The 12,727-nt window shown below is 72.9% G+C and carries 12 protein-coding genes and 1 tRNA gene; 5 read left to right on the forward strand and 8 right to left on the reverse strand.

Going from position 1 to position 12,727, the window contains the following annotated elements:
* Positions 1-124: 124 nt before the first annotated feature.
* The 4 genes from AC3EU2_RS04165 to AC3EU2_RS04180 are packed head-to-tail and all read right to left on the reverse strand — an operon-like array spanning position 125 to position 3,892.
* Positions 125-1,246: an XdhC family protein gene (locus AC3EU2_RS04165; protein ID WP_488178467.1), complete on the reverse strand. Its 1,122-nt coding sequence runs from the start codon at positions 1,244-1,246 to the stop codon at positions 125-127.
* Positions 1,239-2,351 (reverse strand): vWA domain-containing protein, encoded by a 1,113-nt coding sequence (locus AC3EU2_RS04170; protein WP_488178468.1) that lies wholly within the window; start codon positions 2,349-2,351, stop codon positions 1,239-1,241. Before AC3EU2_RS04170 ends, AC3EU2_RS04165 begins: the two co-directional genes overlap by 8 nt.
* A gap of 7 nt (positions 2,352-2,358) precedes the next feature.
* A complete protein-coding gene (locus AC3EU2_RS04175; protein ID WP_488178469.1) occupies positions 2,359-3,243 on the reverse strand; it encodes an AAA family ATPase in 885 nt (294 codons plus the stop codon).
* Positions 3,244-3,298: 55 nt separating this feature from the next.
* The gene (locus AC3EU2_RS04180; protein WP_488178471.1) at positions 3,299-3,892 is read right to left on the reverse strand and encodes a nucleotidyltransferase family protein; all 594 of its coding nucleotides are present in this window, start codon (positions 3,890-3,892) and stop codon (positions 3,299-3,301) included.
* 142 nt (positions 3,893-4,034) lie between these two features.
* Here AC3EU2_RS04180 and AC3EU2_RS04185 point away from each other — a divergent pair, with 142 nt between their 5' ends.
* Positions 4,035-5,168 carry an alcohol dehydrogenase catalytic domain-containing protein gene (locus AC3EU2_RS04185; RefSeq protein WP_488178472.1) on the forward strand — a complete coding sequence of 378 codons (1,134 nt, stop codon included), beginning with the start codon at positions 4,035-4,037 and terminating at the stop codon, positions 5,166-5,168.
* Between the two features lie 4 nt (positions 5,169-5,172).
* Here the strand turns inward: AC3EU2_RS04185 and AC3EU2_RS04190 are convergent, their stop codons facing one another.
* Positions 5,173-5,922: a ZIP family metal transporter gene (locus AC3EU2_RS04190; protein WP_488178473.1), complete on the reverse strand. Its 750-nt coding sequence runs from the start codon at positions 5,920-5,922 to the stop codon at positions 5,173-5,175.
* Between the two features lie 170 nt (positions 5,923-6,092).
* Here AC3EU2_RS04190 and AC3EU2_RS04195 point away from each other — a divergent pair, with 170 nt between their 5' ends.
* Positions 6,093-6,620, forward strand: coding sequence for a CYTH domain-containing protein (locus tag AC3EU2_RS04195; RefSeq protein ID WP_488178474.1), 528 nt, complete (start codon positions 6,093-6,095; stop codon positions 6,618-6,620).
* A 62-nt stretch (positions 6,621-6,682) separates the two neighbouring features.
* Positions 6,683-7,633 carry a CHAD domain-containing protein gene (locus AC3EU2_RS04200; RefSeq protein WP_488178475.1) on the forward strand — a complete coding sequence of 317 codons (951 nt, stop codon included), beginning with the start codon at positions 6,683-6,685 and terminating at the stop codon, positions 7,631-7,633.
* 53 nt (positions 7,634-7,686) lie between these two features.
* On the opposite strand, the gene AC3EU2_RS04205 is transcribed toward AC3EU2_RS04200, so the two are convergent.
* Positions 7,687-7,770: transfer RNA gene (locus tag AC3EU2_RS04205), tRNA-Tyr, on the reverse strand.
* Positions 7,771-7,831: 61 nt separating this feature from the next.
* On the opposite strand from AC3EU2_RS04205, the gene AC3EU2_RS04210 reads away from it, so the two are divergent.
* Positions 7,832-8,326: a YajQ family cyclic di-GMP-binding protein gene (locus tag AC3EU2_RS04210; protein WP_488178476.1), complete on the forward strand. Its 495-nt coding sequence runs from the start codon at positions 7,832-7,834 to the stop codon at positions 8,324-8,326.
* Positions 8,327-8,401: 75 nt separating this feature from the next.
* Positions 8,402-9,280 (forward strand): SGNH/GDSL hydrolase family protein, encoded by an 879-nt coding sequence (locus AC3EU2_RS04215; RefSeq protein ID WP_488178477.1) that lies wholly within the window; start codon positions 8,402-8,404, stop codon positions 9,278-9,280.
* Positions 9,281-9,299: 19 nt separating this feature from the next.
* On the opposite strand, the gene pepN is transcribed toward AC3EU2_RS04215, so the two are convergent.
* Both pepN and htpX read right to left on the reverse strand, forming a co-directional pair.
* Positions 9,300-11,759, reverse strand: coding sequence for an aminopeptidase N (gene pepN / locus AC3EU2_RS04220; RefSeq protein WP_488178478.1), 2,460 nt, complete (start codon positions 11,757-11,759; stop codon positions 9,300-9,302).
* Between the two features lie 46 nt (positions 11,760-11,805).
* Complete coding sequence (gene htpX, locus AC3EU2_RS04225) at positions 11,806-12,696, reverse strand: zinc metalloprotease HtpX (protein WP_488178479.1); 891 nt, start codon at positions 12,694-12,696, stop codon at positions 11,806-11,808.
* Between the last annotated feature and the right edge of the window lie 31 nt (positions 12,697-12,727).

Genomic DNA, 12,727 nt, shown 5'->3' on the forward strand with positions numbered 1-12,727 from the left:
CTTCGCCGTGGGCGGGTGGTGCGGTAGTTGATCTTGAACCGACATCGACGTCCGTCGCAAGCGTTCGGGGAAAGTCCTCGTTCCAGCCGCACGTGGCGGCGCCCGCGTCCCGACGGCGTCGGGGTCAGCCGTGCAGGTGGATCGGCCCGCCGCGCTCGGACAGGCGGTCGCCGTGCCCTCCCCACTGGAGCGCGATGATCTCCGCGGCGATCGAGACCGCGGTCTCCTGGGGGGTGCGCGCGCCGAGGTCGAGCCCGATCGGCGAGGACAGGCGGGCCAGCTCGTCGTCGGTCAGCCCGGCCTCGCGCAGACGGTCCGTGCGCTCGTCATGGGTGCGCCGGGACCCCATCGCCCCGACGTAGCCCACCTCTGGCAGCCGCAGCGCGACCTCGAGGAGCGGCACGTCGAACTTCGGGTCGTGGGTGAGCACGCAGAGCACGGTGCGCCCGTCGACCCGACCGGCCTCCGCCTCGGCCGTGAGGTAGGTGTGCGGCCACGCGACGACGACCTCGTCCGCGGCGGGGAGCCGGGCGGGGGTCGCGAAGACCGGGCGCGCGTCGCACACCGTGACGGCATACCCGAGGAAGTGGCCGAGCTCGGCGACCGCGGCCGCGAAGTCGATGGCGCCGAAGACGATCATCCGCGGCTTGGGGGCGTGGGCGGCGACGAAGACGCGCATGCCCTCACCCCGCCGCTCACCCTCCGGGCCGTAGGTCAGCGTCTCGGTCTGGGCGGTGGCGAGCAGCCCGCGCACGTCGTCGGTGACGGCCTCGTCGGCGCGCCGCGACCCCAGCGAACCGCTGACCGTCTCGGGGCGCACGACGAGCCGGCTCCCGACGCGGGCCGGGTCGGGGTGGGCGACGACCGTCGCGACGGCCACGGGGCGCCCGGCATCGATGTCGTCGGCGACCTCGCCGAAGTCGGGGAAGGTCTCGCGGTCGACCTGTTCGACGAACACGTCGAGCTGTCCCCCACAGGTCAGTCCGACGCTGTATGCCGTGTCGTCCGAGATGCCGTAGTGCACGAGTCGCGCCGTGCCGGAGCGCAGGACGTCCTGGCCCTCCTCGTAGACGGCGCCCTCGACGCAGCCTCCGGAGACGGACCCGACGGCCTCACCGCTCGGCCCGACGAGCATCGAGGCGCCGGGAGGGCGGGGCGAGGAGCGGAAGGTGTCGACGACGGTGCCGACGGCGGTGCTCTCTCCGGCGTCCCACCACCGGCGCAGCTCGGTGAGGACCTCACGCATCGGCAACCACCTCCAGGAGCTCGGCGAACGCGGCCATCGAGTGGCCGGCGACGAAGGTGTCAACGTACGGCAGGGCCGCGACGATGCCCTGCTGCACCGGTTCGTACGCCGCGTGGCCCTGGTGCGGGTTGGCCCACACGACGCGGTGGGCGAGCCCGGCCACTCGGCGCATCTGCTCCGCGAGGGCGTCGGGGGCGGTCCGCTCCCACCCGTCGCTGATGACGACGACGACGGCGCCACGGGCCATCCCCCGCCGCCCCCAGCGGTCGAGGAACACCCGGAGGCCGTCGGCCAGGCGGGTGCCCCCGGACCAGTCCGGGATGGCGCGGCCGGCCGCCACGAGGGCCCGGTCCGCGTCGGGCTGGCGCAGGGCGGCGGTCACGTGCGTGAGGCGGGTCCCGAGCGTGAACACCTCGACGGGACCGTCGGACCGGCACCACACGTGCGCGAGGCGGAGGAGGGAGTCGGCGTAGGCGCTCATCGACCCCGACACGTCGAGCAGCACGACGACGCGGCGGGGCCGGTCCGTGCGACGACGGTGGCGGATCGGGCCGGGCTCACCGTGGCGACGCAGCATGTCGCGCAACGTCGCCCGGGCATCGACGTCGCCGCGTCGGGAGGGCCTGCGGCGGTGGGCGAGCCGCCTCGGTGGTCGCGGCCGGAGCGTCGCGAACATCCGCGTGAGCATCGCGCGCTCGCTCGCGGACATCGCGGCGATGTCCCTGTGCCGCAGCACCTCGGTGTCGCTGGCCGTCGCCCGGACCGCGTCCTGGTCGACGTCCTCACCCGGCTCGCCGGGCGGCGGTTCACCCCGCAGGTCGGCCATCGTCGTCGGGGGCCGGACGGGCGCACGGCGGGCCGCGCCGGGGCGTTCGGCACCGAACCACGCGGCATACACGAGGTCGTAGCGCTCCAAGTCGGACGGCGAGCCGCACAGCGTGGCCCGGCCCGCGGCATACGTCGCGGCCTCGTCGTCCAGGCCGACGGTCGAGACGGCCAGCAGGTAGGTGCGCTCCCGGTCTGCGGTCACCGCGACCCCGGCGGCCCGGAGGGCGCGCGCGAAGCCGAGGAGCACCTCCTCGGCAGGGCGCACCGCGGTCGTCACGACCGGATCACCGCGCCATCAGCCGGTCCAGCGACGCGCGGACGCGGGCGCCGTCCTCGCGGTACTTCACCGCGACGCCGAGGGTCGCGGCCACGGAGGCGGTGTCGAGCTCCCTCGTCCCGAGCTCGTGGAGGGCGCGGGCCCAGTCGAGGGTCTCGGCGACGCCCGGCGGCTTGATGAGCTCGGCGTCGGTACGGATCGTGTGGACGGCACGGACGACCTGCTCGGCGAGCTCCTTGGGGACCTCGGGCGCGCGGGTCCGAACGATCGCCAGCTCCCTTTCGAGAGACGGGTGTTCGAGCCAGTGGTAGAGGCAGCGTCGCTTGAGGGCGTCGTGCACCTCGCGGGTGCGGTTCGAGGTGAGGACGACCAGCGGCGGCGTCTCGGCCTTGATCGTGCCGAGCTCGGGGATGCTCACCTGCCACGTCGAGAGGACCTCGAGCAGGAACGCCTCGAACTCGTCGTCCGCCCGGTCGATCTCGTCGACGAGGAGGACAGCCGGCGCCTCGCGCAGGGCTCGCAGGACCGGCCGGGCGAGGAGGAAGCGTTCGTCGAAGAGGCTGGCCTCGACGTCCTCGAGCGCCCCGGCGCCGCCGGCCGTCCCGACCGTCTCGACCGCGCGCAGGTGGAGGATCTGGCGCGGGAAGTCCCAGTCGTAGAGGGCCTGGCTCGCGTCGATGCCCTCGTGGCACTGGAGCCGGATGAGAGGGACGCCCCCAGCCTCGGCGAGGGCCTCGGCGAGGGCGGTCTTGCCCGTGCCCGGTTCGCCCTCGAGCAGCAGCGGCCGGTCGAGCCGGTGGGCGAGCCACGCGACGGTGGCGAGCGCGTCGTCGCCGAGGTAGCCGGTGTCCTCGAGTCGCCGGCGGAGGTCCGCCGCGGTGGGGAAGTCCATGCCCGCATCGTCACACGCGCAGCCGCCCCGGGCCACGCACTCCCCCGGAAGTCGGTCAGAGGTCGGCGGGACGGTCGACGTCGCGGCCGGTGGCGAGGTCGCCGCACTCGACGAGGAGCGTGCCGGCGGCGTCGAGGTGGCCCCGGGCTCCCCGGTCACCCACCGCCTCCTCCCGGATCGCGTCCCAGTGGTCGCGCCCGAGCAGGACGGGGTGCCCCGGCCTCCCGTCGTATGCCGCCCGCACCAGGACGCTGCCGAGCCCAGCGCCCGCTGCGCTCGCCGCCTCCAGCACCCGCGCGTGGGCGGCCGACCCGACGTCGGGCAGGTCGACGAGCATGACCAGCGCCGCCTGCGCGCTGGTGCCCGCCAGGGCGTCGAGGCCGTGGCGCAGCGAGGCGCCCATCCCCTCGTCCCAGTCGGGGGCCTCGACGACGCGGGCTCCTGCCTTCTCGGCCAGAGACGCGACGGCCGAGGCGGAGGCCCCCACGACGACGTGGACCTCCTTCACCCCGGCCTCGTGGATGCGTGCCACGGCGGTCTCGACGAAGGTCGGGCCGGACGGCGCGAGCCGGAGCAGCCCCTTGGGCCCGCCCATCCGGCGGCCGGCCCCGGCCGCGAGGACGAGCCCGACCACGCCGTCATGCACCATCCGCACACTGTGCCACCGCCGTCGTGGACCCGCGGACGCGTGGACGGGGCGGGGCGGCGGGGCCGAGGGGCGGCGGCAGGGTTGCGGCACGCCTACGGTGGGGTTCCGGACCACGACCCGCGCACACACGACAGGGGCACCCATGGGCATCACGACGAGGGCGGCGGTCCTGCGCCGCTCCACCGACGCCCGGCCCTTCGTCGACTCGGCACCGCTGTCCGTCGAGGACCTGACCCTCGACGGACCCGGCCCGGGCGAGGTGCTCGTCCGGATCGTCGCCGCCGGGCTCTGCCACTCCGACCTGTCGGTCGTCAACGGCGACCGACCCCGCCCGCTCCCGATGGTCCTCGGGCACGAGGCCGCCGGCGTCGTCGAGGAGGTCGGCGCCGGGGTCACCGCCTTCGCGGTGGGCGACCGGGTCGTCTGCTCCTACGTCCCCTCGTGCGGGAGCTGCGCCGACTGCGCGGGCGGCAACCCGGTGCGGTGCGCCGACGGCCAGACCGCCAACCGGGAGGCCCGGCTCGTCACCGGCCGGCGCCCCTTCCGCGACGCCGACGGGCGCGAGCTCCACCACCACCTCGGCGTCTCGGCGTTCTCCGAGCTGACCATCGTGTCGCCGCGCTCCCTCGTGCCGGTTCCGGACGCCGTGCCGCTGGAGACCGCCGCCGTCTTCGGCTGCGCCGTTCTCACCGGTGCCGGTGCCGTCCTCAACACGGCGCAGGTGCGCCCCGGAGAGGCCGTCGCGGTCGTCGGGCTCGGCGGCGTCGGCATCTCCGCCGTCATGGCCGCTGCCCTCGCCGGTGCCCACCCCGTCATCGCCGTCGACGCCGTCGCCGGCAAGCTCGACTCGGCCCGGGCCGTCGGCGCCACCCACGGCGTGCTCGCGAGCGACACGGCCCTCGAGGAAATCCGGGACCTCACCGGTGGTGGCGTGCACGTCGCGGTCGAGGCCGCAGGGCATCCGGGCGCCCTCGCCACGGCCTACGCAGCGGCGCGGACCGGGGGCCGGGTCGTCGTCGCCGGGCTCCCCCACCCGCGCCACGAGGTGGGCGTCTCCATCGCGTCGCTCGTCGCCGAGGAGAAGTCGATCCTCGGGTCCTACATGGGTTCGTCGGTCCCTCGCCGTGACCTGCCCCGGCTCTTCGAGCTCTATGCCGCCGGGCTCCTCCCCGCCGACGCCCTCGTCACCTCGGGCGAGGTCGCCCTCGACGACGTCAACCTCGCCCTCGACCGGCTGCATGCGGGCACCGAGGTGCGCCAGATCATCGCGCCCTGACGGGTCAGGCGTGGCTCAGGACGAAGGCGGAGATGAACCCCACCGTCGCGGCGAGTCCCGCGTACAGGTGGGTCTTCTCGAAGGCCTCCGGGATCATCGTGTCGGCGACCATGGCGAGAATGGCCCCGGCAGCCAACGCCGTGATGGCCGCGACGGTCTCCGGCGCGGCACCCTCGAGCAGGAGGACGCCGAGCAGGCCGGCGAGACCCGTGGTGGCGGCGATGCCGATCCACACCCCGAAGACGTACCGGGCCCCCCGACCCGACGCCTTCATCCCCGCAGCGCTGGACAGGCCCTCCGGCAGGTTGGACATGAAGATCGCCGCGAAGACCGGGATCCCGACACCGCCCCCGCCGAGCAGGCTGAGCCCCAGGACGATCGACTCGGGGATCCCGTCGAGCAGGGCACCGATCGCGATGGCGGCGCCGCTGCCCGGCGTCTCCTCCTCCGAGCCCTGGATCTCGTGCGACCGCTTGCGGTGCCGCGCCCCACGCTTGGCGAGGGCCACGTTCGCCGCGACGTAGATGACCGCCCCGCCCATGAAGCCGGCTGCGGTGGGCACGAGCCCGCCGACGGACTCCGCCTCGTCGACGAGGTCGAACGACAGGGCCGAGATGAGCACGCCGGCCCCGAACGCCATGACGGTGGCCACGACCTGCTGCGGCACCTTGACGAACCAGGCGATGCCGGCGCCGAGCACCAGTGCGGCGCCCGCGAGGAGCCCCCACAGTCCTGCCTCGGCCCACACGGGCATGCGCATCGTCCTTTCGCGGTCACCGCAGTTCTACCCCGAACCGCACCGTCCACGGTCCGCAGGCACAGGACGAATGCCCCTGACCGGCATACGGGCTCGTGCCGACCTGGCGTCAGCGGCTGGTCACAGAACCCTCCGACGGACCGCGCTCGTCCGCGAGGATGAGGGTCATGGCAGCGACGCGGCACGAGGAGGTCGAGCGCAAGTACGCCGTCGAACCCCACGCCGAGTGCCCCTCGTTCTCCGACATCGCCGCCGTCGCCGAGGTGGGACGCGCCGTCGAGGTCGACCTGGAGGCGCTGTATTTCGACACCGTCGAGCTTGAGCTGCTTCGAGCCGGCATCACCCTGCGGCGGCGGGTCGGCGGGGCTGACGAGGGTTGGCACGTGAAGGAGCCCTCCGGTCCAGACACGCGCACCGAGACGCGCCTGCCACTGGGCCGGGCGGTCCGCACCGTGCCGAAGCGACTGCGCGTGCTGGTGGAGCCGGTCATCGGGTCGACGCCGCTCGTGCCCGTCGCTCGGGTGACGACGCACCGAACCGAGCGCGCGCTGCGTGACGCGTCCGGCGCCGACCTGGCGCTCTTCTGTGACGACGTCGTGCAAACCGAGCGGCTCGTCCCGCCCACCCTGCACCGCCACTGGCGGGAGTGGGAGATCGAGCTCACTGACGGCAACGTGACCTTCTCGAGCACCTGACGGCCGCCGTGGTGGCTGCCGGCGCCCGCCCGGCGCCCGCGCCGTCGAAGGTGGCCAGGGCCTTGGCGGAGGACGCACCCGAACGCGGGGACGAGCCGCCGTCGACACCGCCCCGTCGCCGGTCCGCCACCAGTGAGGTGCTGCACACCTACCTCGCCGAGCAGTTGGGCGTCCTCAAGGAGCACGACGCCGGACTGCAGGGTGAGACTGTCCACCAGCTGCGGATCGCCGCCCGCCGCCTGCGGTCGGTGCTCGCCAGCTATCGCGATCACGAGGACCCGGGCACCGTGGAGCCCATCCGTGAGGAGCTGCGGTGGCTCGGGCTGTCGCTGGGACCAGCTCGCGACTTCGAGGTCCTGCGACGCCACCTCGACGAGGTGGTCGGCGAGCTCGGCCAGCCCACCGACCCTGCCTCCGCGACCCTGCGCGCCCGGATCGACCACGAGCTCGAACAGGCGCACCGCGCAGGGCGCCAAGCGGCGATGGCAGCCGTGGCGAGCGAACGTTACGGTCGTCTGGTCACGTCGCTCGAGGCCATCATCGAGTCCCCCACGGTGCTGCCCCCGAGCCCTCGTCGGGCGCGCTCCGTGCTCCCCGGGATCCTCGAGCGTGACGTGCGACGGGTACGACGAGCCGCCAAGGTCGTTCGCCGCTCCACCCCCGGTCCGGCGCACGACGTGGCGCTGCACGAGGTCCGCAAGAAGGTCAAGAGGCTGCGGTACTCCGCCGAGTCCGGGACCCCGGTGCTCGGCACGCCGGCGAGGACCCTCGTCGCGCAGGCGAAGGCTCTGCAGGAGGCACTGGGCGCCCATCAGGACACGGTCGTCGCGCGAGCCTGGCTGCAGGACCTCGCCGAGCGGGCTGACGGCGACGTCACCGTGGCGTTCGGCGCCGGTCGTCTCCACGCAGGAGAGGTGCAGCGCGCTCGCTCCGCTGAACGGGACTACGAGGAGGCGCTGCGACAGCTCCCGCGCAAGCACGTTCGCGACTGGCTGCGTGGGCGCACGACCTGAGGTGCCACGACGAAGGCCCCTGACCGGCATACGGTCAAGGGCCTTCGAGCACGTGGTGGCGGGTGAAGGATTCGAACCTTCGAAGCTTTCGCGATGGATTTACAGTCCACTCCCATTGGCCGCTCGGGCAACCCGCCGTGCGCGTGGAAGGATAGCAAGCCGAGACCCTGAACCCGAAACTCGACTCCAGGAGGACCCGTGGCGGACAGCTCGATGGACATCGTGAGCAACTACGACAAGCAGGAAGTCGCCAACGCGGTCAACGCGGCAGCCAAGGAGGTCGCCAACCGCTACGACTTCAAGAACATCGGCGCCAAGGTCGAGCTGTCGGGTGAGTCGATCTCCATGCAGGCCAACTCCGAGGAGCGCGTCCTCGCCGTCCTCGACGTCGTCCAGACCTGGCTCGTCAAGCGCAAGGTGTCGCTCAAGCACCTCGATGTCCCCGAGGCCGGGCCGCGACTGTCGGGCAAGGAGTACAAGCTCGACGTCCCGCTCAAGCAGGGCATCTCGACCGAGAACGCGAAGAAGATCAACAAGATGATCCGCGACGAGGGGCCCAAGGGCGTCAAGTCGCAGATCCAGGGCGACGAGCTGCGCGTGAGCAGCAAGTCGCGCGACGACCTCCAGGCGGTGCAGCGCATGCTCACCGACGCCGACCTCGACGTCGCGCTGCAGTACACGAACTACCGCTGAGCCGATCTCCATCCGCCACGGCGGCGCGAAGGTGGTTACGCTCCAGTAACCACCGGATCGAACTACGGAGTTGAGATGCGCCGCCCCGCCCGCGGTCTCGCCGCCCTCGCCGGCACCGCCGCCGCCGCGCTCGCCCTCGGTCTCGTCACCCCCGCCCTGGCCACCGCGGCCTCGTCGCCACGCGTGCCGGCTGGCCCCTACGTGGCCCTCGGCGACAGCTTCTCGGCCGGCTCGGGGGTCCTGCCGCTGAGCACCGCCCACCCGCTGTGCGCCCAGTCCGCGGTCAACTACCCGCACCTCATCGCCAAGCGCACCGGCCGCGCGCTCACCGACGTCACGTGCGGCGGCGCCGACACGATGGACTTCTTCACCGCGCAGTATCCCGGCGTGCCGCCCCAGCTCGACGCGCTCACCCCGAGCGCCCGTCTCGTGACGATCGGCATCGGCGGGAACGACTCCAGCGTGTTCACCGGCCTCATCCAGAGCTGCATGACGGCGGGGCTGTCGACCCTGGGTCAGGGCAGCCCGTGCCAGGTGAAGTACGGGTCGTCCTTCGCCACGACCATCCAGACCAGGACCTACCCGGCCGTACGTGCGGCCATCGCCGCCGCCAGGGCGCGCGCACCGCAGGCGCGGATCGTCGTCCCCGGCTACCCGCAGGTGCTGCCGCCGACGAAGGGCTGCTACCTCACGATGCCGATCGCCGCGGGTGACCTGCCCTACGTCAACGGGATCGAGCAGACGCTCAACGCGGCCGTGAAGCAGGCCGCCCTGGACAACGGGGCGACCTACGTCGACATGTGGGCGCCGTCGGCCGGGCGTGACGCCTGCCAGCTCCCGTGGGTGCGCTGGGTCGAGCCGGCCGTCGGGTCACTCAACTTCGTGCCGATCCACCCGAACGCCGCGGGCGAGCGCGCCTACGCCGACCAGATCATGGCCCGCGTCACCCTCTGACTCCTGCCCTGTGTGCGGTTCAGGCCCAGCGGGCGCGTGAGGTCAGCGCCTCCTCGAGCTTGGACAGCTCGTCACCCATCGCCCGGCGCACACCGGCGGTGAGGCCGGGGCCGGCCATCGCCCTGCGCACCAGCTCGACGGTCCCGGGCTCGACCACCCGCGATGGGAAGGCCAGGCTCGCGACCCGGTCGTGCGCGTCCGCGCCGAGCCACGTCGCGAGGCGGGGGATGTCGGTGACGTAGCGGGCGGCATACGGTCGCAGGGTCTCGATGGACCCGCTGGACCAGAACCCGGTCGCGAGCGCGTTGAGCTCGTAGTTGGAGCGCTCCCGGTTCGCGGCGATCTCGGCCCACGCCCACTCCTTGTCCGCGGCCTCGGGGCGGGCGGCCCGTGCCGAGAGCCCCGCCAGGCGCCCGGAGAGCGTCGTGTCGTCCGCCTCGACTCCGGCGATGAGCGTGTCGTCGGCGAGCCCGAGACGTGCCATGGTCTGCACGACGAGCCACCGGAAGTCGGAGTCGCCCTCGAGGCCCTCGGGGAGGGAACGCCCGTCGACCCACGCGGAGAGGCGGTCCTCGTCGGTCGTCGCAACGGCCAGGACCCGCGCCGCCACGAGGGCCCGGTCCGACCCGGGTGTGGCCCCCTGGAACGCCATGAGCGCCGCACCGGCGACGCGCTCCTCGGCGTCCTGCACGTCACCCTCCGCGAGGAAGGTCGGGAGGATCCGGTCGCCGAACGCGATGGCCACCCGCGACATCAGGGCGTCGTGGGACTCCAGCGGCCAGGCCGCCGTGAAGACGTCGAGCGCGAGCTTGGGGTCGACACTCGCCCGGAACACCCCGGTGAGCACCGCGCCCCAGAGGACCGAGCGGGCGGTCGTGTCCGGGATGCGCGACAGCTCGGCCGGCAGGGCCGAGAGCGAGGCGGCATCGAGGTCGACGGTGGCCCAGGTGAGGTCACCCGCGTTGGGCAGGAGCACGGCGGAGTCCGGCACCTCGTCGAGCCGCACCTGCGGGCCGTCGAGCGTGACGGCGGTGCGGAAGGTCTCGGCGCCGCCGGTGAACCCCGCGACGTCGAGGGCGTGGGTGCGGTCGGCGGGGTGCGCCTCCGGCACGGTCCGGGTCAGCGTCCCGTCGCGGTCGAGGGCGATGACGTCGACTCCCGCCGTCTCGAGCCACGCGCGGCTCCAGTCGGCGAGCGAGGCACCGTGGGTGGCCTCCATCGCCTCGAGGAACTCGGACAGCTCGCCGTTGCCGTGCTCGTGGGAACGGAGGTATGCCGTGACACCGGCGTTGAACGCGTCCTCACCGATGTGGGCGATGAGCTGGCGCAGGACGGAGGCGCCCTTGGCGTAGGAGATGCCGTCGAAGTTCTCGAGGGCGCTCTGGGCGTCCGGCGCGGGTGACCCGGCCACGGGGTGGGTGCTGGGAGCGCGCTCGGCGGCATACCCCCACTGCTTGCGCGCGATCCCGAACTCGACCCACGAGTCGGTGAACTCGGTCGCTGCGCTCGTCGCGGTGTAGGCCATGAACTCGGCGAACGACTCGTTGAGCCACAGGTCGTCCCACCAGCGCATCGTCACGAGGTCGCCGAACCACATGTGCGCCATCTCGTGCGCGATGGTGTTGCTGCGCTGGAGGACCTGCTCGCGGGTGGCCGCCCCGCGGTACAGCATCGGGTCGCGGAAGGTCACGCAGCCCGGGTTCTCCATCGCGCCGGCGTTGAACTCCGGCACGAAGACCTGGTCGTAGTCGCCGAACGCGTAGCGCACGTCGAAGGTCCGGTGGAAGTGGTCGAAGGACTGCCTGGTCACCTCGAGCATCTGCGGGGCGTGCCGCTCGAGGTCGGCGCGCAGGCTGCGGCGGGCATGGATCCCCAGGGGGATGCCGTCGTGCTCGTCGTGGACGGAGACCCACGGCCCGGCGCAGACCGTGACGAAGTAGGTCGCGAGCGGCAGGGTCTCGCTGAGCTCCCACGCCCCGGGCGCGGTCCGGGTCGCGCGGCCGTTGCCGAGGACGAGCCACTCCTGCGGCGCCCGGACCGACACGGCGTAGGGCGCCTTGAGGTCGGGCTGGTCGAAGCAGGCGAACACCGTCGGGGCGGCGTCGAGGAACAGGTGCCCGTAGACGTAGTCCTCCCCGTCGGCCGGGTCGGTGCTGCGGTGCAGTCCCTGCCCGTCGCGCGAGTAGGCCATCGTCGCGGTCACCTCGACGGTGTTCTCGGCCCGCAGGTCGGAGAGCGCCACCCGGCCGCCGGCGAGCAGCCCCACGTCGACCACGGCACCGTTGAGCACGACCGACTCCACCGACACCGGGCGCAGGTCGAGGAACGTCGCCTCACCCGGGGCGTTGCAGGAGAACCGGATCCGCGCGGTCGAGCCGAAGTGCTCGGCGCCGCGGTCGAGGTCGAGGTCCACCTCCATGCGGTCGACGGTGATGAGCTGCGCCCGCTGCCGGGCTTCGTCGCGAGTCAGAGAAGGCACGCCGCGATGCTGCCACACGGCGCGCGGCAGGTCGGGCCTGGTCGGGTCAGTAGCCCCGGAAGCCGGTCGCCATGACCTGGAGGCGTGCGATGCGGTCGGCCATCGGCGGGTGGGTCGCCATGAGCCGGGAGACGTCCTGGGCGCGGAACGGGTTGGCGATCATCATGTGGCTCGCGTTGACGAGGTCCTTGGTCGGGGCGAGCGGCGCCCGCGAGACACCCGCCTCGAGCTTGGCCAGCGCCGATGCCAGGGCCAGCGGGTCACCGGTGAGGGTCGCGCCGTCCTCGTCGGCGTCGTACTCGCGGGTGCGCGAGATCGCGAGCTGGATCACCATGGCGCCGATGGGGGCGATGATCGCCATCGCGAGGCCGGCGATCGCGCCGCCGGGGTTGTTGCTGTCGCGGTTGCCCCCGCCGAACATCGCGCTGAAGCTCAGCATCTGCCCGACGGTGCTGATGACGCCGGCGATGGCCGCGGCGACGGAGCCGGTGAGGATGTCGCGGTTGTACACGTGCATGAGCTCGTGGCCGAGGACGCCGCGCAGCTCGCGCTCGTCGAGCAGCTGCAGGATCCCCTGGGTGCAGCAGACGGCGGCGTTCTGCGGGTTGCGGCCGGTCGCGAAGGCGTTCGGCGCCTCGGTCGGCGAGATGTAGAGGCGCGGCATCGGCTGCCCGGCCTTGGTCGAGAGCTCGCGCACGATGCGGTACATGCCCGGCGCCTCGGTCTCGCTCACCGGGAACGCATGCATCGCCTTGATGGCGAGCTTGTCGCTGTTCCAGTAGGAGTAGAACGTCATGGCGACGCCGATGAGGGCGAACATGAGGATGAAGTTGGGGTTGCCGAAGTAGGCCGCGGCGGCCCAGCCGAGGGCGAGCAGCAGCCCGAAGATGAGGCCGAAGAGCCCGGCGGTCTTCAGGCCGTTGAAATGGTTGTGCATGTCCCCTCCAACGCTTGGTCGAGCACGAATC

The organism is Knoellia sp. B-D-2, from assembly GCF_057714695.1.